General features: G+C 52.7%; 22 protein-coding genes. 8 read left to right on the forward strand and 14 right to left on the reverse strand.

Translation table 11 applies throughout. The features are described 5' to 3' along the window. Nucleotides 1–44 precede the first annotated feature (44 nt). A complete protein-coding gene (gene rpoS, locus BEB42_RS06990; RefSeq protein WP_000081550.1) occupies nt 45–1,037 on the forward strand; it encodes an RNA polymerase sigma factor RpoS in 993 nt (330 codons plus the stop codon). A gap of 120 nt (nt 1,038–1,157) precedes the next feature. Here rpoS and BEB42_RS06995 read toward each other — a convergent pair whose 3' ends face one another. Further along, a complete protein-coding gene (locus BEB42_RS06995; RefSeq protein ID WP_001208080.1) occupies nt 1,158–1,565 on the reverse strand; it encodes a MarR family winged helix-turn-helix transcriptional regulator in 408 nt (135 codons plus the stop codon). A 146-nt stretch (nt 1,566–1,711) separates the two neighbouring features. Here BEB42_RS06995 and BEB42_RS07000 point away from each other — a divergent pair, with 146 nt between their 5' ends. From BEB42_RS07000 to BEB42_RS07010, 3 genes are read left to right on the forward strand one after another with little or no spacing between them, the layout of a single operon-like run. Beyond that, the gene (locus BEB42_RS07000; RefSeq protein ID WP_000767723.1) at nt 1,712–2,305 is read left to right on the forward strand and encodes a non-oxidative hydroxyarylic acid decarboxylases subunit B; all 594 of its coding nucleotides are present in this window, start codon (nt 1,712–1,714) and stop codon (nt 2,303–2,305) included. Then, nucleotides 2,305–3,732, forward strand: a complete 1,428-nt coding sequence (locus BEB42_RS07005; RefSeq protein ID WP_039021012.1) for a non-oxidative hydroxyarylic acid decarboxylases subunit C — start codon at nt 2,305–2,307, stop codon at nt 3,730–3,732. The genes BEB42_RS07000 and BEB42_RS07005 overlap by 1 nt, the downstream gene beginning before the upstream one ends. 10 nt (nt 3,733–3,742) lie before the next feature. Next, nucleotides 3,743–3,979 carry a non-oxidative hydroxyarylic acid decarboxylases subunit D gene (locus tag BEB42_RS07010; RefSeq protein WP_000562989.1) on the forward strand — a complete coding sequence of 79 codons (237 nt, stop codon included), beginning with the start codon at nt 3,743–3,745 and terminating at the stop codon, nt 3,977–3,979. 38 nt (nt 3,980–4,017) lie between these two features. On the opposite strand, the gene BEB42_RS07015 is transcribed toward BEB42_RS07010, so the two are convergent. The 5 genes from BEB42_RS07015 to ltnD all read right to left on the reverse strand — a co-directional run bounded on the left by BEB42_RS07015 (nt 4,018) and on the right by ltnD (nt 9,054). Then, the gene (locus BEB42_RS07015) at nt 4,018–5,382 is read right to left on the reverse strand and encodes a GntP family transporter (protein ID WP_000104457.1); all 1,365 of its coding nucleotides are present in this window, start codon (nt 5,380–5,382) and stop codon (nt 4,018–4,020) included. An 88-nt stretch (nt 5,383–5,470) separates the two neighbouring features. After that, entirely contained in the window at nt 5,471–6,247 is a 777-nt protein-coding gene (locus BEB42_RS07020) for an HPr family phosphocarrier protein (protein WP_105267249.1), read from the reverse strand. Nucleotides 6,248–6,251: 4 nt separating this feature from the next. After that, complete coding sequence (otnC, locus tag BEB42_RS07025; protein ID WP_088542239.1) at nt 6,252–6,890, reverse strand: 3-oxo-tetronate 4-phosphate decarboxylase; 639 nt, start codon at nt 6,888–6,890, stop codon at nt 6,252–6,254. Next, on the reverse strand, nt 6,887–8,149 hold the full coding sequence (otnK, locus tag BEB42_RS07030; RefSeq protein ID WP_105267250.1) for a 3-oxo-tetronate kinase: 1,263 nt from the start codon (nt 8,147–8,149) through the stop codon (nt 6,887–6,889). The genes otnC and otnK overlap by 4 nt, the downstream gene beginning before the upstream one ends. Beyond that, nucleotides 8,146–9,054 (reverse strand): L-threonate dehydrogenase, encoded by a 909-nt coding sequence (ltnD, locus tag BEB42_RS07035; RefSeq protein ID WP_000847985.1) that lies wholly within the window; start codon nt 9,052–9,054, stop codon nt 8,146–8,148. Before ltnD ends, otnK begins: the two co-directional genes overlap by 4 nt. A 195-nt stretch (nt 9,055–9,249) precedes the next feature. Between ltnD and ygbI the strand changes: the two genes are divergently transcribed. Then, nucleotides 9,250–10,017, forward strand: coding sequence for a DNA-binding transcriptional repressor YgbI (gene ygbI, locus BEB42_RS07040; RefSeq protein WP_001295181.1), 768 nt, complete (start codon nt 9,250–9,252; stop codon nt 10,015–10,017). A gap of 50 nt (nt 10,018–10,067) precedes the next feature. Here ygbI and pphB read toward each other — a convergent pair whose 3' ends face one another. Further along, nucleotides 10,068–10,724 carry a protein-serine/threonine phosphatase gene (gene pphB / locus BEB42_RS07045; RefSeq protein ID WP_046081189.1) on the reverse strand — a complete coding sequence of 219 codons (657 nt, stop codon included), beginning with the start codon at nt 10,722–10,724 and terminating at the stop codon, nt 10,068–10,070. 105 nt (nt 10,725–10,829) lie between these two features. After that, nucleotides 10,830–13,391: a DNA mismatch repair protein MutS gene (gene mutS / locus BEB42_RS07050; RefSeq protein WP_105267251.1), complete on the reverse strand. Its 2,562-nt coding sequence runs from the start codon at nt 13,389–13,391 to the stop codon at nt 10,830–10,832. Between the two features lie 75 nt (nt 13,392–13,466). Between mutS and BEB42_RS07055 the strand changes: the two genes are divergently transcribed. Together BEB42_RS07055 and BEB42_RS07060 are read left to right on the forward strand one after the other, a co-directional pair. After that, nucleotides 13,467–13,646 carry a hypothetical protein gene (locus BEB42_RS07055; protein WP_000611935.1) on the forward strand — a complete coding sequence of 60 codons (180 nt, stop codon included), beginning with the start codon at nt 13,467–13,469 and terminating at the stop codon, nt 13,644–13,646. Between the two features lie 31 nt (nt 13,647–13,677). After that, the gene (locus BEB42_RS07060; RefSeq protein ID WP_000015510.1) at nt 13,678–14,031 is read left to right on the forward strand and encodes a nitrous oxide-stimulated promoter family protein; all 354 of its coding nucleotides are present in this window, start codon (nt 13,678–13,680) and stop codon (nt 14,029–14,031) included. 38 nt (nt 14,032–14,069) lie between these two features. Here the strand turns inward: BEB42_RS07060 and flhA are convergent, their stop codons facing one another. The 6 genes from flhA to hypA form a co-directional block, all read right to left on the reverse strand. Beyond that, nucleotides 14,070–16,148, reverse strand: a complete 2,079-nt coding sequence (gene flhA, locus BEB42_RS07065) for a formate hydrogenlyase transcriptional activator FlhA (protein ID WP_032184993.1) — start codon at nt 16,146–16,148, stop codon at nt 14,070–14,072. A 73-nt stretch (nt 16,149–16,221) separates the two neighbouring features. Continuing rightward, a complete protein-coding gene (gene hypE, locus BEB42_RS07070; protein ID WP_105267252.1) occupies nt 16,222–17,232 on the reverse strand; it encodes a hydrogenase maturation carbamoyl dehydratase HypE in 1,011 nt (336 codons plus the stop codon). Next, entirely contained in the window at nt 17,229–18,350 is a 1,122-nt protein-coding gene (hypD, locus tag BEB42_RS07075) for a hydrogenase formation protein HypD (RefSeq protein ID WP_001212982.1), read from the reverse strand. Before hypD ends, hypE begins: the two co-directional genes overlap by 4 nt. Then, the gene (gene hypC, locus BEB42_RS07080) at nt 18,350–18,622 is read right to left on the reverse strand and encodes a hydrogenase 3 maturation protein HypC (RefSeq protein WP_000334881.1); all 273 of its coding nucleotides are present in this window, start codon (nt 18,620–18,622) and stop codon (nt 18,350–18,352) included. The genes hypD and hypC overlap by 1 nt, the downstream gene beginning before the upstream one ends. Continuing rightward, nucleotides 18,613–19,485: a hydrogenase nickel incorporation protein HypB gene (gene hypB, locus BEB42_RS07085; protein ID WP_000337678.1), complete on the reverse strand. Its 873-nt coding sequence runs from the start codon at nt 19,483–19,485 to the stop codon at nt 18,613–18,615. The genes hypC and hypB overlap by 10 nt, the downstream gene beginning before the upstream one ends. A gap of 3 nt (nt 19,486–19,488) precedes the next feature. Beyond that, nucleotides 19,489–19,839 (reverse strand): hydrogenase maturation nickel metallochaperone HypA, encoded by a 351-nt coding sequence (gene hypA / locus BEB42_RS07090; RefSeq protein ID WP_001299100.1) that lies wholly within the window; start codon nt 19,837–19,839, stop codon nt 19,489–19,491. A 211-nt stretch (nt 19,840–20,050) separates the two neighbouring features. On the opposite strand from hypA, the gene hycA reads away from it, so the two are divergent. Beyond that, entirely contained in the window at nt 20,051–20,512 is a 462-nt protein-coding gene (hycA, locus tag BEB42_RS07095; RefSeq protein ID WP_000158081.1) for a formate hydrogenlyase regulator HycA, read from the forward strand. Nucleotides 20,513–20,526: the final 14 nt, after the last annotated feature.

The following is a 20,526-nucleotide window of genomic DNA, read 5'->3' on the forward strand; positions in this document are numbered from 1 at the left end:
TTGCTTGAATGTTCCGTCAAGGGATCACGGGTAGGAGCCACCTTATGAGTCAGAATACGCTGAAAGTTCATGATTTAAATGAAGATGCGGAATTTGATGAGAACGGAGTTGAGGTTTTTGACGAAAAGGCCTTAGTAGAAGAGGAACCCAGTGATAACGATTTGGCCGAAGAGGAACTGTTATCGCAAGGGGCCACACAGCGTGTGTTGGACGCGACTCAGCTTTACCTTGGTGAGATTGGTTATTCACCACTGTTAACGGCCGAAGAAGAAGTTTATTTTGCGCGTCGCGCACTGCGAGGAGATGTTGCCTCCCGCCGCCGGATGATCGAGAGTAACTTGCGTCTGGTGGTAAAAATTGCCCGCCGTTATGGCAATCGTGGTCTGGCTTTGCTGGATCTTATCGAAGAGGGCAACCTGGGGCTGATCCGCGCGGTAGAGAAGTTTGACCCGGAACGTGGTTTCCGCTTCTCAACATACGCAACCTGGTGGATTCGCCAGACGATCGAACGGGCGATTATGAACCAAACCCGTACTATTCGTTTGCCGATTCACATCGTAAAGGAGCTGAACGTTTACCTGCGAACCGCACGTGAGTTGTCCCATAAGCTGGACCACGAACCAAGTGCGGAAGAGATCGCAGAGCAGCTGGATAAGCCAGTTGATGACGTCAGCCGTATGCTTCGTCTTAACGAGCGCATTACCTCGGTAGACACCCCGCTGGGTGGAGATTCCGAAAAAGCGTTGCTGGACATCCTGGCCGATGAAAAAGAAAACGGCCCGGAAGACACCACGCAAGATGACGATATGAAACAAAGCATCGTCAAATGGCTGTTCGAACTGAACGCCAAGCAGCGTGAAGTGCTGGCACGTCGATTCGGTTTGCTGGGGTACGAAGCGGCAACACTGGAAGATGTAGGTCGTGAAATTGGCCTCACCCGTGAACGTGTTCGCCAGATTCAGGTTGAAGGCCTGCGCCGTTTGCGCGAAATCCTGCAAACGCAGGGGCTGAATATCGAAGCGCTGTTCCGCGAATAAGTAAGCATCTGTCAGAAAGGCCAGTCTCTTATGAGGCTGGCCTTTTTCTTTTGTATGGGGAGTTGGTGTGTTTCGTCGCCTAGATAAGACACGTCAGCGTCCCATCCGGCAATCAACATCCTATTTGCTCATCATCTTGCGCACCAGCTGCATAAACAGCTCCTGCTCTTCTCCACTCAAACGCCCCAAAAATTCCTCATCCACACTGTCGCCAATCGGTATCGCCGCAGCAAGTACCTTTTCTCCTTCGGCAGTCAGCCAGACAAAGCGTCGCCGCTTATCAGCGGTGTCATGTTCACGTCTGACTAAGCCACGATTTTCCATTCTTGCCAACATTTCTGCCAGCGTTGCTTTGGTGCTGACGGCTGCTTCCATCAGTGCCACCTGTTCGATACCAGGTTTATCAGCAATGGCGCGCATCACCGCGTACTGTGGTTTGGTCAGGTCAGGTAACTCGTGCTGCCAGCGGGCCGTATGCTGCTGAAAAAGCTGTCGTAACTGATGGAACGCTTTATTTCGTAACGCCATGTAAACTCCGGGCTAATTCTCTGTCGCTATCATAGCGGTTTTTCAGTGACGAAGAAGATGTTGTTACTTTTCAATCCTTGCCGCTGTGGAAATGAAGGAGTATGTTAATAATAACGTTCGTATACGAACAATTAAGAGAGTAAGCAATGAAACTGATCGTCGGGATGACAGGGGCTACCGGTGCGCCTCTTGGTGTGGCATTACTGCAAGCGCTGCGGGAGATGCCGAATGTCGAGACTCATCTGGTGATGTCGAAGTGGGCGAAAACCACTATTGAACTGGAAACGCCTTACAGCGCTCGCGATGTTGCCGCCCTCGCTGACTTCAGCCATAACCCGGCAGATCAGGCTGCGACCATCTCTTCCGGCTCCTTTCGTACCGACGGCATGATCGTTATTCCATGCAGTATGAAAACGCTCGCCGGTATCCGCGCTGGTTACGCCGATGGTCTCGTAGGGCGCGCGGCGGACGTCGTGCTCAAAGAAGGCCGCAAACTGGTGCTGGTGCCGCGTGAAATGCCGCTTAGCACCATCCATCTCGAAAATATGCTCGCACTTTCGCGCATGGGCGTGGCGATGGTGCCGCCGATGCCTGCCTTTTATAACCATCCCGAAACGGTAGATGACATTGTCCACCACGTGGTAGCCCGCGTGCTGGATCAATTTGGCCTCGAACATCCTCACGCCAGGCGCTGGCAAGGGTTGCCGCAGGCCCGGAATTTTTCTCAGGAGAATGAATAATGGCATTTGATGATTTACGCAGCTTCTTACAGGCGCTTGATGACCACGGCCAGTTACTGAAAATCAGCGAAGAGGTGAACGCGGAACCGGATCTGGCAGCCGCTGCCAACGCCACCGGGCGTATCGGCGACGGCGCGCCCGCGCTGTGGTTTGATAATATTCGCGGCTTTATCGATGCCCGCGTTGCAATGAACACCATCGGTTCCTGGCAGAACCACGCAATTTCTCTCGGTCTGCCGCCAAACACCCCGGTTAAAAAACAGATTGATGAGTTTATCCGCCGCTGGGATAACTTCCCGATAGCCCCGGAGCGCCGTGCGAATCCTGCCTGGGCGCAGAACACCGTCGATGGCGACGAGATCAATTTGTTCAATATCCTGCCGCTGTTTCGTTTAAACGATGGCGATGGCGGTTTCTATCTCGACAAAGCGTGCGTGGTTTCCCGCGATCCGCTCGATCCGGATAACTTCGGCAAGCAGAACGTCGGCATCTATCGCATGGAAGTGAAGGGTAAGCGTAAGCTCGGCCTGCAACCGGTGCCGATGCACGATATCGCCCTGCATCTGCATAAAGCGGAAGAACGTGGTGAAGATTTGCCAATTGCCATCACGCTGGGTAACGATCCGATCATCACCCTGATGGGCGCCACCCCGCTGAAATATGATCAATCGGAGTACGAAATGGCGGGCGCGCTACGCGAAAGCCCGTACCCGATCGCCACCGCCCCGCTGACCGGTTTTGATGTGCCGTGGGGTTCAGAAGTGATCCTCGAAGGGGTTATCGAAAGCCGCAAACGTGAAATCGAAGGGCCGTTCGGTGAGTTTACCGGGCACTACTCCGGTGGGCGCAACATGACCGTAGTGCGCATCGATAAAGTCTCTTACCGCACCAAACCGATTTTTGAATCGCTCTATCTCGGCATGCCGTGGACCGAAATCGACTACCTGATGGGGCCTGCCACCTGCGTGCCGCTTTACCAGCAGTTGAAAGCCGAGTTCCCGGAAGTGCAGGCGGTGAACGCTATGTACACCCACGGCCTGCTGGCGATTATCTCCACCAAAAAACGCTATGGCGGCTTTGCCCGCGCAGTGGGCCTGCGTGCGATGACCACGCCGCACGGTCTGGGTTATGTGAAGATGGTGATTATGGTCGATGAAGACGTTGACCCGTTCAACCTGCCGCAGGTGATGTGGGCGCTCTCGTCGAAAGTGAACCCGGCAGGCGATCTGGTGCAACTGCCAAATATGTCCGTGCTGGAACTCGACCCAGGCTCAAGCCCGGCGGGGATCACCGATAAGCTGATTATCGACGCCACCACGCCTGTCGCCCCGGACAACCGTGGTCACTACAGCCAGCCGGTGGTGGACTTACCGGAAACCAAAGCCTGGGCTGAAAAACTGACCGCTATGCTGGCCGCACGTAAATAAGGAGAACAAGATGATTTGTCCACGTTGTGCCGATGAACAGATTGAAGTGATGGCGAAATCGCCGGTGAAAAATGTCTGGACGGTCTACCAGTGCCAGCATTGCCTTTATACATGGCGCGATACTGAACCGCTACGTCGCACCAGCCGCGAACATTATCCCGAAGCCTTCCGTATGACGCAGAAAGATATTGATGACGCACCGATGGTGCCGAGCATTCCGCCGCTGCTGGCGGAAGGTAAGCGCTAAATAAAAGGTCCGATGCCCATCGGACCTTTTTATTAAGGTCAAATTACCGCCCATACGCACCAGGTAATTAAGAATCCGGTAAAACCGAGAATGGTCGTTAACACTGTCCAGGTTTTCAGACCGTCTGCTACCGACAACCCCAGATATTTGGTCACAATCCAGAACCCTGAGTCATTAATATGTGACGCGCCAAGCCCACCAAAGCAGGCTGCCAGCGTCACCAATACGCACTGAATCGGATTCAATCCCATCACAGCTTCTGAGAGTAACCCGCCGGTTGTCAGGATTGCTACGGTTGCTGACCCCTGCGATGCACGCAGCGCCAGTGAAATAATAAATGCGGCTGGTAACAGAGGCAGGTCAATCATTTGTAGCATGTTGGCAAGGGCTTTGCCGACGCCCGATTCCACCAGCACTTTGCCAAATACCCCTCCAGCACCAGTAACCAAAATCACTACCGCCGCAGTGGGAAGGGCTGAGCCCATAATGTCGCTGGTGTGTTGTAAGCTCCAGCCGCGACGTAAAGCCAATAACCAGAATGCCAGCACCAGCGCAATCATTAGAGCTACCATTGGTGAGCCGATCAGCTGTAGCGTACCAAGCAGGGGATGCGAAGGCGGCATCAGTGTTGCGGAAACCGTACCCGCCATGATAATCGCGATAGGAATAACAATTAGCGAGGTGACCAGCGCGACGCCCGGTGGATTTATTTTATCGCTTAATTTTGTCGCGCCTTCCTCACTGGCCGGAGCCAGTTGCATCTGTTCCAGTACTTCCACCGACATCGCATATTGGCGCTTATTGATTATTTTCGCTGCAAAGTAGCCAACAATCCCTACGGGAATAGAAATCGCAATACCGATGATGGTTAGCCAGCCGATGTCTGCGTGGAGTAACCCCGCTGCGGCGACAGGGCCAGGATGCGGCGGTACCGCCACATGAACAGTTAGCATGATTCCAGCGACAGGCAGGCCAAATTTGAGTGGCGATATTTTGGCAACCTTGGCAAAACCGTAAATGATTGGCGCAAGAATAATAAAGCCGACATCAAAGAAGACGGGAATACCGAGGAAGAACGCTGCCAGAGTCAGCGCAGCGATAGTTCGTTTGTCACCTAACTTGCGACTGAAATAATTAGCCAGTGACTCTGCACCACCAGAGTGTTCGATCATACGCCCCAGCATAGCGCCCAGACCAATAATAATAGTGACGGAACCAAGCACACCGCCCATCCCGGCGATCATCACTTTACCCACTTCGCCCGCCGGTATACCCGCCGCAAGTGCGACTAACAGGCTGACGAGGAGCAGAGCAACGAATGGTTGTACCTTTGCCTTGATGACCAGCAGCAACAGCATGATTACGCCAGTTAACGCAATGCATAACAATGTAATTGTGGACATGGGAAACCCTGTCTGAAAGTTATAGTTAACCTACCCCATCCGTAGATGGGGGGATGTATGGGTACGTTGTAATTAGGGATTTAACGAATTAGCGCCAGGCGTCAAACCAGCCAAGCCCTTCTTCGGTGAGGCCACGAGGTTTATATTCACAACCGATCCAGCCCTGATATCCCACCTCATCGAACAGGCGGAACAGCCACGGATAGTTGATTTCTCCATCGTCCGGTTCATGTCGATCAGGTAGTCCGGCAATTTGTACGTGCGCATATTTCCCGGCGTAATCGCGGATTAAATGTGTCAGGTTGCCATCTACTTTTTGCGCATGGAAAGTATCTAGTTGAATAAACACGTTATCTCGCGCAACCTCTTCAACAATAGCCAGTGCCTGATACTGGCTGGAGAAGAGATAATGAGGCTTAACGCCGGGGCTGAGTGCTTCAACCAATATTCGCTTGCCGTGTGGCGCAAAGCGGTCGGCAGCGTAGCGGAGATTATCAATAAATACTGCCCGGTACCGTTCAGCATCTTCGCCAGCGGGCACGACGCCTGCCATCACATGGACTTGTTCACAATTGAGCGCCAATGCATATTCCAGTGCCAGGTCGATGTCTGCGCGTGCTTCGTGCTCACGTCCAGGAAGGGCGGATAATCCCCATTCTCCCGCATTAATATCTCCGGGAGCGGTATTGAACAGCGCCAGTGTCAGATGGTTTTGCACCAGTTGCTTTTGGATTTGCAGGGGGGAGTAGTCATAGGGAAACAGAAATTCCACAGCATCGAACCCGGCTTTTCGCGCTGCGGCGAAGCGTTCAATAAAAGGCACTTCGGTGAACATCATGGATAAATTAGCTGCAAAACGAGGCATTGCATTAACTCCTTAATTCCGCAATTTCACCTGCGGTCAGATAACGGATCGGGCGGTCACCGAGAATAAAAATCAGCTTTGCCGTTTCCTCCAGCTCTTCCATATTGTTGGCGGCTTCTTGCAGGCTTTCACCGCAAACCACTGGGCCATGATTTGCCAGTAAAAAAGCCTGATTGTCTGCTGCCAGTTCCGCCAGATCCTGTGCGATGCGTTTATCGCCCGGTCGGTAATAGGGCACCAGCGGGACATTACCCATCCGCATCACCACGTATGGTGTGAACGGCCGAATAACGTTATTGCTGTCCAGCCCTTCCAGGCAGGAAAGCGCCGTCGACCACGTACTGTGCAAATGCACTACCGCTTTACAGCGCGGATTGTTGCGATACAGCGCCAGATGAAAGAGCACCTCTTTCGAGGGTTTGTCACCACTTAACCATTCGCCATCCACGGCGACTTTGGAAAGCCGCTGCGGATCGAGATTGCCCAGGCATGAACCTGTCGGTGTCGCCAGTAAATTCCCATCAGGTAAAAGCAGCGACAGATTGCCAGCCGAACCGGTTGCATAGCCGCGCTGAAAGAATGAACTGGCAATCCGCGTCATCTCCTCTCGCAAAGACTGCTCTACTTTTGCGAAATCGCTCATGATAAAAACTCTCTTTGGGCTCGTGAAAAAAAGGCTTCATCACCGAAGTTGCCAGATTTAAGGGCGAGTGAGACAGGCTTATCCAGTGCGTTTACCCACGGCACGCCGGGGGAAATGGTTGGGCCAATATGAAACCCTTTTATTCCCAGGCTCTGTGTGACTACGCCGGAGGTCTCACCGCCTGCGACAATAAAGCGTGTCACGCCTTCCGCTGCTAACTGCGCCGCTAGTTGAGAAAACAGTGTTTCTACTGCCTGACTGGCTTTTTGTGCACCGTATTGCTGTTGAATTGCTGCCAATGCGTCAGTGCTGGCGGTGGCAAAAACCAGTGGAGCAAGTACACTTTCCTGGCCCAGAACCCACTCTGCCAGCTCGTGTGCATAAGCGGCCAGAGTTTCAATTGAGAGGCAGCGTGCAACATCAACTTCACGGGCTGGTGCAATTTGACGGTAATGTGCCACCTGGCGGTTGGTCATTTGAGAGCATGAACCGGAGAGCACTACGCCGCGCCCTGCGAGCGGACGCCCTGCTTCGCGAGCCTGGTTACCATTTTCTTGCGCCCACTGCCGGGCCAGGCCAATTGCCAGACCAGAACCGCCCGTTACCAGTGGGGCATCGCGCAAGGCTTCCCCCTGAATTTCCAGATGGTGTTCGGTCAGCGCATCAAGCACCGCGTAGCGATAGCCCTCTTGCTGTAAGCGAGCCAGCTCCTGACGAACGGCTTTCACACCTTGTTCGAAAACATGTGCTGAAACGACGCCGCAGCGCCCTGTGGATTGCGCTTCAACCAGACGGGGAAGATAGCTGTCGGTCATGGGATTTACCGGGTGATGGCGCATCCCGGATTCGGCCAACAGTTGATTCATTACGAACAAATACCCCTGATAAACCGTACGTCCGTTGACCGGCAGGGCCGGAGAGAAGACCGTAAACGGCGTGTCGAGAGCATCCATTAATGCATCGGTAACCGGGCCGATATTACCTTTCGCCGTACTGTCGAAAGTAGAGCAGTATTTGAAATAGATCTGTTTGCAACCTTGCTGTTGCAACCAGCTCAGAGCCGCCAGCGATTGCTGTGTGGCTTCAACCACCGGACAGGAGCGCGTTTTCAGGCTGATCACCAGTGCGTCGATTGCTTCCGGCATTTTACCTGTTGGAACACCGTTAATTTGTACCGTTGGTAGACCGTTTTCCACCAGAAAACTGGCGATATCCGTCGCGCCGGTAAAATCATCGGCGATAACGCCAATCTTGATCATGATTTCGCTCCCGGTAGAGTGATGCCAGAGAAAATCTTGATAACTGCGCTATCGTCTTCTTTCCCGTAACCCGCGTTACTGGCGCTGGTGAACATATTCAATGCTGTTGAGGCCAATGGCAGCGGGAAGTGCAGGGCTTTGGCTGTATCGGCAACCAGACCAAGATCCTTAACAAAAATATCGACGGCTGAATGCGGGGTGTAATCGCCATCCACCACATGACGCATCCGGTTTTCGAACATCCAGGAATTTCCGGCGGCATTGGTCACGACGTCATACATCACATCCAGCGGGATCCCCGCACGGGCTGCAAGTGCCATCGCTTCGGCTCCGGCAGCAATATGTACGCCCGCTAACAACTGGTGAATAATTTTTACGGTCGAACCTAGTCCCGGTTCTGCACCTATGCGATAAACTTTTCCGGCAACGGCTTCCAGCACGGGTGCCAGTCGTTCAAAGGCAATATCGCTACCGGAGGCCATGACAGTCATTTCACCGTTAGCGGCTTTTACTGCACCACCAGAAACTGGCGCATCCAGCATTTCCAGATCGAATCCAGCCAGAGCGGTAGCAATTTCTTGCGCATCAGCACTGGCGATAGTGGAAGAAACCATTACTGCCGTACCGGGTTTCAGATGTTGTGCAACGCCTGTTTCACCAAACAGCACCTGTTTAACCTGGGCCGCATTGACCACCAGCACCAGCAGAGCGTCCAGTTTTTCGGCAAACGTCGCGGCGTTATCAGAAACCCCGCAAGCACCTGCCTCTTTCAACGTAGCGCAGGCATTGCTGTTTAGGTCTGCGCCCCAGGTAGAAAGACCTGCGCGGACACATGACAGTGCTGCTCCCATTCCCATTGACCCTAAGCCAACGATACCGACATGAAACTCAGATCCCGTTTTCATCTGCTCTCCTTGTTAATTTAAGTGATATTTTGTTTGATAATGTGAATATAAGCGCTGGAAGATAACGATATGGTGAGCTGATTCACAAAAATTAACATTGTGTGTTATTTTATGTGAACTAAGCGTTAGTTGCGCCGCGCACGTTTCGCAGGCAAATAGCGTAGAATGTCAGCAGGACAAAGGAAGGAGCAAAAGTTGATACCCGTAGAGCGTCGCCAAATCATCCTTGAGATGGTAGCTGAAAAAGGCATTGTCAGTATTGCTGAACTAACGGACAGAATGAATGTGTCACATATGACCATTCGTCGGGATTTACAAAAACTGGAGCAGCAGGGAGCCGTTGTGCTGGTGTCCGGAGGCGTCCAGTCTCCGGGACGCGTGGCGCATGAACCTTCTCATCAGGTAAAAACTGCGCTGGCAATGACGCAAAAAGCGGCTATTGGCAAGCTGGCGGCAAGTCTTGTTCAGCCGGGAAGTTGTATCTATCTGGATGCGGGAACGACCACGCTAGCGATAGCACAGCATCTGATTCACATGGAGTCACTGACTGTGGTCACAAACGATTTCGTTATTGCGGACTACTTGCTCGACAACAGTAATTGCACAATTATTCACACTGGCGGTGCAGTATGTCGGGAAAACCGTTCCTGTGTCGGGGAAGCCGCTGCGACCATGCTGCGCAGCCTGATGATTGATCAGGCTTTTATTTCTGCATCGTCATGGAGTGTGCGGGGGATTTCTACGCCAGCGGAAGATAAAGTCACGGTGAAACGGGCGATTGCCAGTGCCAGCCGCCAGCGAGTTTTGGTCTGTGATGCGACGAAATATGGTCAGGTGGCGACATGGCTGGCGTTACCATTAAGCGAGTTTGATCAGATTATTACAGACGACGGTTTGCCGGAGAGTGCCAGTCGCGCGCTGGCGAAGCAGGATCTCTCTTTGCTGGTAGCGAAAAATGAATAATGGCCTGCAATAACACCGGGTTACTCATGCTTCACAGAAGAAGCATGAGACTACTTTATTTTATAAAATGACAGGCGCCCACTTTCCGGCGAACCGGTATCAATATAAACCTGGTTGGCGAATGTCTGGATGTTATCAAACATCATATGTCCGAAGATAAAGCAGTCGGCGCCGTTTATTTCCTGTAACTCGCCTTTGAGCGATTTCAGTACGCGATCAACAGGCCAGAGCAATTCTCTCTCCGCTATTTCTTTGCCAAAGAGATATTCATTCCCCGGATAATCTGCATGCGCGATGACATATTTTATTATGTCGTTAGTGATTTCAACAATATGCGGAAGATTATGAAAACGTAGCAACAGGTCTATTGCTTCTTTTTGTTCCGTATCACTTAACTCAAAGAACCAGTCGCCACCACTGGCAAGCCACATATTGCCATCGCCGGTCGCGAACGCATCCAATGCCATCGCTTCATGGTTGCCTTTGACCGATGTAAACCAGGGCTGGTTTAGCAGGCGCAGCACGTTAAGACTCTCCGGCCCACGATCAATATTATCGCCGACAGAAATAAGTAAGTCGGTTTCAGGGCAAAAAGAGAGTTGATGTAAGCGGGATTGTAATAATTGATAGTCACCATGAATATCACCAACGGCCCATATATGGCGATAGTGATGGGCATTAATTTTTTGATAGCGTGTAGATGGCATGGTTTTACCCTGTAAAATAAGATTTCCTATTATACAGGGTATTTTTATTTGATTCGTCAGTTGTCGTTAATATTCCCGATAGCAAAAAACTATCGGGAATTGTTATTACACCAGACTCTTCAAGCGATAAATCCATTCCAGCGCCTGACGCGGGGTAAGTGAATCCGGGTCAAGATTTTCCAGCGCTTCGACCGCTGGCGACGTTTCTTCTGGCACTGAAAGCAAAGACATTTGCGTACCATCCACTTGCGTAGCGGCGGCGTTCGGCGAAATGCTTTCCAGCTCACGCAGTTTTTGCCGTGCGCGCTTAATAACCTCTTTTGGTACGCCCGCCAGAGCTGCAACCGCCAGACCGTAGCTTTTGCTCGCCGCGCCATCCTGCACGCTGTGCATAAAGGCAATGGTGTCGCCGTGCTCCAGCGCATCAAGATGCACGTTGGCGACGCCTTCCATTTTCTCCGGCAGTTGAGTCAGTTCAAAGTAGTGGGTAGCAAACAACGTCAACGCTTTAATCTTATTCGCCAGATTTTCAGCGCACGCCCATGCCAGCGACAGACCATCGTAAGTGGACGTTCCGCGCCCAATCTCATCCATCAACACCAGGCTGTACTCCGTGGCGTTATGCAGAATATTGGCGGTTTCGGTCATCTCCACCATAAAGGTTGAACGCCCGGATGCCAGATCGTCAGCCGCGCCCACACGGGTAAAGATACGGTCAATCGGGCCAATCTCGACTTTTTGCGCCGGTACGTAGCTGCCGATATAGGCCATCAGCGCAATCAGTGCGGTCTGGCGCATATAGGTACTTTTACCGCCCATGTTCGGACCGGTGATGATCAACATGCGACGCTGCGGCGACAGGTTCAGCGGGTTAGCGATAAACGGCTCATTCAGTACCTGTTCAACCACCGGATGGCGACCTTCGGTAATGCGAATGCCCGGTTTATCAATGAAGGTCGGGCAGGTGTAGTTCAGGGTATAGGCCCGTTCCGCCAGGTTTACCAGTACGTCGAGTTCTGCCAGTGCGCTCGCGCTCTGTTGCAACGCTTCCAGATGCGGCAACAGCAGGTCGAACAACTCTTCATAAAGCTGTTTTTCCAGTGCCAGCGCTTTACCTTTCGAGGTGAGTACTTTGTCTTCATACTCTTTTAGCTCTGGAATAATGTAGCGTTCGGCGTTTTTCAGCGTCTGGCGACGCATATAGTTGATGGGTGCGAGATGGCTTTGTCCACGGCTAATCTGAATGTAATAACCATGCACCGCGTTAAAGCCAACTTTCAGCGTGTCCAGGCCGGTACGTTCACGCTCGCGAACTTCCAGACGCTCCAGATAATCTGTCGCGCCGTCAGCCAGCGCTCGCCACTCATCCAGCTCTTCGTTATAGCCTGATGCGATAACACCACCGTCGCGTACCAGCACCGGCGGTGTGTCGATGATTGCTCGCTCCAGCAGATCGCGCAGCTCTGCAAACTCGCCCATTTTCTCACGCAGCGCCTGTACCGGTGCACTAGCGACATTTTCTAACTGCGCACGCAGCTCCGGCAGTTGCTGGAAAGCGTGACGCATACGGGCCAGATCGCGTGGGCGGGCAGTCCGTAAAGCCAGACGTGCCAGAATACGTTCCAGGTCGCCGACCTGACGCAGTACCGGCTGCAGCTCAGCGGTGAAATCCTGCAATGCGCCAATAGTTTGCTGGCGCTCAAGCAACACGCGGGTATCGCGCACTGGCATATGCAGCCAGCGTTTCAGCATTCGACTCCCCATCGGCGTTACAGTGCAATCGAGCACGGAAGCCAGCGTGTTTTCCGCACCGCCCGCCAGGTTCTGGGTAATTTCCAGGTTACGACGCGTCGCGGCATCCATAATGATGCTGTCCTGCTCACGTTCCATAGTGATAGAACGAATATGCGGCAGAGTCGTACGTTGAGTATCTTTCGCATACTGCAACAGACAACCGGCGGCACAAAGTCCGCGCGGCGCGTTCTCGACGCCAAAACCGACCAGATCGCGAGTGCCAAATTGTAGATTCAACTGCTGGCGCGCGGTGTCGATTTCAAACTCCCACAGCGGGCGACGGCGCAAGCCGCGACGACCTTCAATCAGCGACATTTCAGCAAAATCTTCTGCATACAGCAGTTCCGCCGGATTAGTGCGTTGCAGTTCTGCCGCCATCGTTTCGCGGTCAGCCGGTTCACTCAGGCGAAAACGACCGGAACTGATATCCAGCGTCGCGTAGCCGAAACCTTTACTGTCCTGCCAGATAGCCGCCAGCAGGTTGTCCTGACGCTCCTGCAACAGCGCTTCATCGCTGATGGTGCCCGGCGTAACGATACGCACAACTTTGCGCTCAACCGGACCTTTGCTGGTCGCCGGATCGCCAATTTGTTCGCAGATGGCAACGGACTCGCCCTGATTCACCAGTTTGGCGAGGTAGTTTTCCACCGCATGGTATGGAATCCCCGCCATCGGGATCGGCTCTCCCGCTGAAGCGCCGCGTTTGGTCAGTGAAATATCCAGCAGTTGTGACGCACGTTTTGCGTCGTCATAAAACAGTTCGTAAAAGTCACCCATCCGGTAGAACAGCAGGATCTCGGGATGCTGGGCTTTCAGCTTGAGATACTGCTGCATCATTGGCGTGTGGGCGTCGAAATTTTCTATTGCACTCATGGAGTTATGTCCGGTTCCCTGATTTTAAATGGGGTGTGATGATTTTTATTTTCGTTGTAATCACATAAGGCGCACATGATACCGGAGTTAATCATTTCAGGGGAAGAAGCGAACGGCGAGTTCTTGATGTCGGTTCCGCGAAAAATGCTGCTTTGCAGCTTTTGCGTGATGCTTATGAAGCAAGTACGCAAAATTGTATCAGTTGGCGAACCCTTCTTCTTCAGAGACATAGTCCCCTTTAAAATTAAGTTGTAATATAAATGCACCTTAAGAGTATGGAGGCAGCATGTCCGGCAAGCGTACCTCTCGTGAAAAACTGACGATTAAAAAAATGATCGATCTTTATCAAGCGAAATGCCCGCAGGCGTCAGCAGAGCCGGAGCATTACGAAGCGCTGTTTGCCTACGCGCAAAAACGGCTGGATAAATGTGTGTTCGGCGAAGACAAACCCGCCTGTAAGCAGTGCCCGGTGCACTGTTACCAGTCTGCAAAGCGTGAAGAGATGAAACAGATTATGCGTTGGGCCGGGCCGCGCATGCTGTGGCGTCATCCGATCCTAACCGTACGCCATCTCATTGATGACAAGCGTCCGGTGCCGGAGTTGCCAGAAAAATATCGCCCGAAAAAACCTCGTGAATAGTATACCGGACAGGCAGATCTGTCCGGCACCTCATGCAGTTAAACCAATGCCGATTTATCAATCCCCAGTCGTTTCATCCGTGATAGCAGTGTGGTGCGTTTTAGTCCCAGACGTTGCGCCGCGCCTTTCGGCCCGGCAACCACGCCGTTAGTCTCTTTTAATACACGCACAATTAGCTGATATTCATCTTCGCCCTCCTGAGCGACGACCGTTGCAGTCGGCGGCGTTTTAGGTTCCGGTAAAGCAATATCAGGCAATGACAGCTGCAGCACGTTGCCACGTGTCAGCAATACCGCGCGCTCAATGACGTTTTCCAGCTCGCGTACGTTACCTGGCCACTCCATATTGCTCAACGCGCGCAACGTTTCGGCAGGAATGCTGTCGATATTACGCCCCAGACGGCGGGCAATTTTAAAAGTAAAGGCTTTCGCCAGCAGCGGAATATCTTCCGGACGCTCGCGTAGTGGCGGCAGGTGGATCGGGAATACGTTCAGACGGTAATAGAGATCGCTACGGAACTCGCGGTCGGCAACCATTTTTTTCAGATCGCGGTTAGTCGCGGCAATTAAACGCACGTCCGTCTGTATAATTTTATTACTGCCGAGACGTTCAAACTCCTGTTCCTGTAATACACGCAGCAACTTCGGTTGTAACTCCAGCGGCATATCACCCACTTCATCGAGGAACAGGGAGCTTTTATCCGCCAGTTCAAAACGACCGATACGCTGGGCGCTGGCTCCGGTAAACGCACCACGCTCATGACCAAACAGATCGCTTTCTAACAATCCGGCAGGCATCGCCGCGCAGTTCATTTTTACCATGCGGCGATTATTACGCCCACTGAGATTATGGATCGCGCGGGCAATCAGCTCTTTACCGGTGCCAGTTTCACCGAGGATCAGAACTGTACTGTCACTTTGTGCCACCATTTCAACTTGTTTAAGCACGCTGTACATGGCTTCACTGCGACCAATAATCTCTCCAAATTCACTATCAACATTGTTGAGCTGCTCGGTCAGGGCGAGATTTTCATCAACCAGTCGTTCTTTCAGACGATGAATTTCCTGATAGGCAAGGGCGTTATCGACAGCGATTGCCACACGTTCGGCAATCTGGCGCAGTAAATTCAGATTGGTCGTGGTAAACACTTTCTCTTCGCATTGCGCCAGTTTCAGCACGCCCAGCATGGTGTCGCCAGACATCAGCGGTAACAGGCACAAGGTTTGAATCTGGTTGCCCCAGGTGTCGAACAACATGCGTTCGTAGGGGGCTAAATTATCTCGCTCGTGGAGATTAATCAGCAGCATCTCTTTGCTTTTAAACACGCGTTCGGTGAGGGTTCCAGCTTCATCGACTTCGCTCTGTTCGTGAGCGGGATGCTGTTTATCAAGATAGTGAGTGGAGTAGATGTTGAGTTTGTTTTTACGGTGGCTGCGTAAGACGATGCTTATATCGTCAATGTCGAAATAGTAATGGATTTCTTTGGCGACTTCGCTGACCAGTTCGTCCATATCCAGGCGAGAAAGCACCGCGTTGGTGATGGCAACCAGGATGCGGAAGTTATCGCGTTCCCGGCATAACAACTCATAGTCGACATTATTGACGACGCGGCTCTGGATTTGTTCGGTGACGACAGAAATGATCTGCGTAAAAGTTTGCAGGCGATTGAACTCTTTTTCACTCCACGGGCGATCGTCATAACGAATAAATTCACAGCCACCAAAAATATGCCCTTCCGCCGCCAGTGGCATCAGGCAATAGTGACCAAATTTGGGGTATAGCCCACCAGCGGCCAGCTGCGGCCAGGTTTCACAAAATTCTTCGTAACTGCAATGCAGTGTATCAGGGCGCGACAAAATGCTGCGCACCGGACCGTGTGCCAGAACAGTTTCGTCTTCATAATTTATGGGGGTGTCTTTTTCACGCGACGCGTAATAAGACGCACGTTGAGTCTGCGCTTGCCACAACACAATAGCTGCATTGTCGGCGAGCGCAGAACGCTTTACCAATTGCGAAAGAGCCTCACACAGCGAGGCCAGATCGGGCTGCTGCAATAGTGTCCGAGTGATGTCGAACAACCCTTGTTGTCCGAGATCACTCATCGGTGTATATGACATTTTGTTCTTCCAGGAAAGCACCGCAAAGCGGTGCAAAAGGTCATTGACTAACTATAGGAGATTTAGAATTTTATTAGCATATACGCGGAAGCGGTTCGGCGTGTGGTAAATCGAGGGTTCGTTTCACGCCATACAGACCGGCAAGACGAACACCTTTACGTTCCACCACTTCACCAATCAGCGCCGCGTCTTTCCCCAGTGGATGGGAATGTAACGCCGCCAGCACTTGCTCTGCTGCGTTGCGTTCAACGGCGATCACCAGTTTGCCTTCGTTGGCAAAGTTAAGGGCGTCCAGCCCCAGCAGTTCGCAAACGCCGCGCACGGCAGGTTTAACCGGCAGTGCCGCTTCTGAAATTTCAATACCACAACCGCAGGCTGCCGCGAACTCATGAACTACCGCGTTCACTCCACCACGGGTGGCGTCACGCAGTGCCTTCACACCGGGAATATCACGCAGCGTCTGGATGAGCGGCGTCAGCACTGCGCAGTCGCTGACCAGTTCGCCATCCAGCCCCAGTTGCTCGCGCAGATTAAGAATAGTTGCTCCGTGGTCGCCGAGAGTTCCACTCACCAGCAGAACATCGCCTGCGGTTAGCGTCTGTGCGCCCCAGTGAATATTCGCCGGGATCGCGCCCATGCCAGCGGTGTTGATAAACAGTTTATCTGCCGCGCCGCGTTGCACCACTTTAGTGTCGCCAGTAACGATGGCAATGCCTGCCGCGCGGGCGGTTTCTGCCATGCTGATCACCACGGCTTTTAGCGTCTCCATCGGCAATCCCTCTTCGAGGATAAAGCCACAAGAGAGATAGCGCGGAATAGCGCCACTGACCGCAACGTCATTCGCGGTGCCACAAATCGCCAGCTTGCCAATATTGCCACCAGGAAAGAACAGCGGGTCGATGACGTAGCTGTCGGTGGAGAACGCCAGCCGGTCGCCTTCTGCCACCAGCTGCGCCAGCTCAAGGCGCGCCTGGTCTTCCTGTTCTGCCAGCCACGGATTGGCAAAGGCTTCCATAAACAGGCTGTTGATTAATTGCTGCATCGCCTGGCCGCCGCTACCGTGGGCGAGTTGGATATTATTCACGCTTCACTCTCCTGCTGACGATACTGATACCACGCGGCGCACGCTCCTTCGGAGGAAACCATCAGCGCACCAAACGCGGTTTGAGGATTACAGGTGTTACCAAACAGCGGGCATTGATGCGGCTTACATTTGCCCGTCAAGACTTCGCCACAACGCGCGCGCGGGTCATCGCAGACCTGCTGCGGTGCCGGGCGGAAATGCGCTTCGGCGTCAAATCGTTGATAATCCGGCGTCAGGTGTACACCAGAAGATTCAATCACGCCTAAGCCGCGCCATTCGCTGTCGCCGTTGACGCAGAAGACATCCGCAATCGCCTGTTGCGCCAGCAGGTTACCGGCATCCGGCACCACCCGACGATACTGATTCTCCACCTTGCTGTGGGCCGCTATTTTCTGCTCCACCAGCATGACCACGCCTTGTAGTAGATCAAGCGGTTCGAATCCAGCAACCACCAGAGGACGATGAAAATCACTGGCGATAAAATTATAGGCGTCGGTGCCGATAACCATACTGACGTGGCCCGGCGCGAGGAACGCATCGATACCGTTATCCGGCTGTTCCAGCAAACTGCGTAGCGTTGGGATCAGCGTAATATGCTGGCAGAAAAAGTAAAAATTTTGCACATCGCGGGCTTTCGCCTGTTGCAGAGTGATGGCCGTCGTCGGCATGGTGGTTTCAAACCCTAAGCCGAAGAACACCACTTTACGAGTTGGATTCTCCTGCGCCAGTTTTAACGCATCCATTGGCGAGTAAACGATGCGAACATCGGCACCGCGCGCTTTTGCCTGTAACAGCGACCCCTGTTTCCCCGGCACGCGCATGGCGTCGCCAAAGGTACAGAAGATGACTTCCGGATGGCTGGCAATCTCCACGCAGGTGTCGATTCTTCCCATCGGCAGTACACATACCGGGCAACCCGGACCGTGGATAAACTCAACGTTTTCCGGCAGTAACTGGTCGAGGCCGAATTTAAAAATGGCGTGGGTATGACCGCCGCACACTTCCATAATCCGCAGAGGGCGTTCAGCGGTGTAAGAGAGATGTGAAGCACGTTCGCGTAGATGCTCAATTAACTGCATCACCTGTTCCGGCGCGCGATATTCATCAACAAAACGCATTATTTTTCCTCGCCATACAACAGCGCGCCGACATCCGGCTCAACGTCAAACATGTTTTGTAAGGCGTCGAGGGTGTCGCGCGCTTCGGCTTCATTAATTACGCTCATGGCAAAGCCAACGTGAACCAGTACCCACTGGCCCACGCGTGGCTGACCGTTTTCATCGCAGCTGCCGACTAACGTTAGATCGACGTCGCGCTGAATACCGCAGACGTCGACTTTCGCCTGGTTGCCGTCAATGGTGCGGATCTGGCCGGGAACGCCTATGCACATCGCTGTGTCTCCAGCCAGTTCAGCCACTGGTCCATCCCTTCGCCGCTGGTGGCGGAAATAAGGATGATTTCAATTTCTGGATTGACTTCGCGGGCGCAGGCGATGCACTTCTCAACGTCGAAATTGAGATACGGTAGCAGGTCAACTTTGTTGAGCAGCATCAGTGAGGCGGCGGCAAACATATGTGGATATTTCAGCGGTTTGTCTTCACCTTCGGTAACGGAAAGCACCGCCACTTTGTGTTTTTCACCAAGATCGAAGCTCGCCGGACATACGAGGTTGCCAACGTTTTCGATAAACAGAATACCGTTATCGTCCAGTGGCAGGCGCGGCGCGGCGTCGGCAATCATCTGTGCGTCAAGATGGCAACCTTTACCGGTATTCACCTGAATCGCTGGCGTGCCGGTAGCGCGAATGCGCGCGGCATCGTTCACGGTTTGCTGGTCACCTTCAATAACTGCGCACGGAACGCTGTCTTTCAGGCGCATCAAGGTTTCCGTCAGCAGGGTGGTTTTACCGGAACCAGGGCTGGAAACCAGGTTGAGTACCAACTGATTGCGGGCAGCAAAGCGCGCTCGGTTGCGTTCAGCCAGACGGTTGTTTTTGTCTAGCACGTCAATTTCGACTTCCAGCATCCGACGCTGGCTCATGCCCGGCGCGTGAGTGCCCGCTTCGCCATGACCGTAATGCAGGTCGCCTTCTTCAGTCTGGCTGGGGGTAAATTCAGGCGCTTTAATGCCGGTGATTTTCATCTTCGGGCGTGCCGCCGGGGCAAATGGCGCGCTACGAAACGCGGAATGAGGGTTATGTTCATCACCCTCGATATACAGGTTGCCTTCACCGCAACCGCATGTTGTACACATCGCTCACTCCTGGTCTATTTCTATCCGCCGAATCTGTAAACCGTCGTCTGCCACAATTTGTAGCATGTCGCCATGACACTGTGGACAGCGCCGGACGCGCTGGGTTAATAGCGTCACATATTGTTGGCATGTTTCGCACCAGCATTCGGCCTCTTGTTCTTCGAGGTGCAGTTTACAACCTTCCGCTACGCTGCCGCGGCAAACCAGATCAAAACAAAAGGCAAGAGAGCTGGTTTCGACACAAGAAAATGCGCCAATTTTGAGCCAGACCCCAGTTACGCGTTTTGCACCGTGTTTTGCGGCCTGCTGTTCGATCAATTCCAGTGCCCGTTGGCAGAGGGTTATTTCGTGCATATCGCCTCCCATTAACTATTGCCAGCTATAAGCAATAATTGTGCCAGTGTTGATTATCCCTAAAGTGAATAATGTCGATGATGTCGAAATGACACGTCGACACGGCGACGAAATTCACCAGAATCATAAAAATCTCTTTTATAACAATAAATTAAAAGTTGGCACAAAAAATGCTTAAAGCTGGCATCTCTGTTAAACGGGTAACCTGACAATGACTATTTGGGAAATAAGCGAGAAAGCCGATTACATCGCACAGCGGCATCGTCGCCTACAGGACCAGTGGCATCTCTACTGCAATTCGCTGGTTCAGGGGATCACGTTATCGAAAGCGCGCCTGCATCACGCCATGAGCTGTGCGCCAGACAAAGAACTCTGTTTCGTCCTTTTTGAACATTTTCGCATTTACGTCACCCTGGCGGATGGCTTTAACAGCCACACCATCGAGTATTACGTCGAAACGAAAGAGGGTGAAGAAAAACAGCGGATTGCGCAGGCACAATTGAGCATTGACGGAATGATAGATGGCAAGGTCAACATCCGCGATCGCGAACAGGTACTGGAACACTATCTCGAAAAAATCGCTGGCGTTTACGACAGCTTATACACCGCCATTGAAAACAATGTACCGGTGAATTTAAGCCAACTGGTAAAGGGACAAAGCCCGGCGGCATGAGCTGAGGCTTTGCC

Source organism: Escherichia sp. MOD1-EC5990, from assembly GCF_002965285.1.
Lineage (GTDB): Bacteria > Pseudomonadota > Gammaproteobacteria > Enterobacterales > Enterobacteriaceae > Escherichia > Escherichia coli_F.

What these genes read in the sequence shown, in the direction of transcription:
- rpoS (WP_000081550.1), top strand. Translation starts at nt 45, where the DNA reads ATGAGTCAGAATACGCTGAAAGTTCATGATTTAAATGAAGATGCGGAA.
- BEB42_RS06995 (WP_001208080.1), bottom strand. Translation starts at nt 1,565, where the DNA reads ATGGCGTTACGAAATAAAGCGTTCCATCAGTTACGACAGCTTTTTCAG.
- BEB42_RS07000 (WP_000767723.1), top strand. Translation starts at nt 1,712, where the DNA reads ATGAAACTGATCGTCGGGATGACAGGGGCTACCGGTGCGCCTCTTGGT.
- BEB42_RS07005 (WP_039021012.1), top strand. Translation starts at nt 2,305, where the DNA reads ATGGCATTTGATGATTTACGCAGCTTCTTACAGGCGCTTGATGACCAC.
- BEB42_RS07010 (WP_000562989.1), top strand. Translation starts at nt 3,743, where the DNA reads ATGATTTGTCCACGTTGTGCCGATGAACAGATTGAAGTGATGGCGAAA.
- BEB42_RS07015 (WP_000104457.1), bottom strand. Translation starts at nt 5,382, where the DNA reads ATGTCCACAATTACATTGTTATGCATTGCGTTAACTGGCGTAATCATG.
- BEB42_RS07020 (WP_105267249.1), bottom strand. Translation starts at nt 6,247, where the DNA reads ATGCCTCGTTTTGCAGCTAATTTATCCATGATGTTCACCGAAGTGCCT.
- otnC (WP_088542239.1), bottom strand. Translation starts at nt 6,890, where the DNA reads ATGAGCGATTTCGCAAAAGTAGAGCAGTCTTTGCGAGAGGAGATGACG.
- otnK (WP_105267250.1), bottom strand. Translation starts at nt 8,149, where the DNA reads ATGATCAAGATTGGCGTTATCGCCGATGATTTTACCGGCGCGACGGAT.
- ltnD (WP_000847985.1), bottom strand. Translation starts at nt 9,054, where the DNA reads ATGAAAACGGGATCTGAGTTTCATGTCGGTATCGTTGGCTTAGGGTCA.
- pphB (WP_046081189.1), bottom strand. Translation starts at nt 10,724, where the DNA reads ATGCCATCTACACGCTATCAAAAAATTAATGCCCATCACTATCGCCAT.
- mutS (WP_105267251.1), bottom strand. Translation starts at nt 13,391, where the DNA reads ATGAGTGCAATAGAAAATTTCGACGCCCACACGCCAATGATGCAGCAG.
- BEB42_RS07055 (WP_000611935.1), top strand. Translation starts at nt 13,467, where the DNA reads ATGATACCGGAGTTAATCATTTCAGGGGAAGAAGCGAACGGCGAGTTC.
- BEB42_RS07060 (WP_000015510.1), top strand. Translation starts at nt 13,678, where the DNA reads ATGTCCGGCAAGCGTACCTCTCGTGAAAAACTGACGATTAAAAAAATG.
- flhA (WP_032184993.1), bottom strand. Translation starts at nt 16,148, where the DNA reads ATGTCATATACACCGATGAGTGATCTCGGACAACAAGGGTTGTTCGAC.
- hypD (WP_001212982.1), bottom strand. Translation starts at nt 18,350, where the DNA reads ATGCGTTTTGTTGATGAATATCGCGCGCCGGAACAGGTGATGCAGTTA.
- hypC (WP_000334881.1), bottom strand. Translation starts at nt 18,622, where the DNA reads ATGTGCATAGGCGTTCCCGGCCAGATCCGCACCATTGACGGCAACCAG.
- hypB (WP_000337678.1), bottom strand. Translation starts at nt 19,485, where the DNA reads ATGTGTACAACATGCGGTTGCGGTGAAGGCAACCTGTATATCGAGGGT.
- hypA (WP_001299100.1), bottom strand. Translation starts at nt 19,839, where the DNA reads ATGCACGAAATAACCCTCTGCCAACGGGCACTGGAATTGATCGAACAG.
- hycA (WP_000158081.1), top strand. Translation starts at nt 20,051, where the DNA reads ATGACTATTTGGGAAATAAGCGAGAAAGCCGATTACATCGCACAGCGG.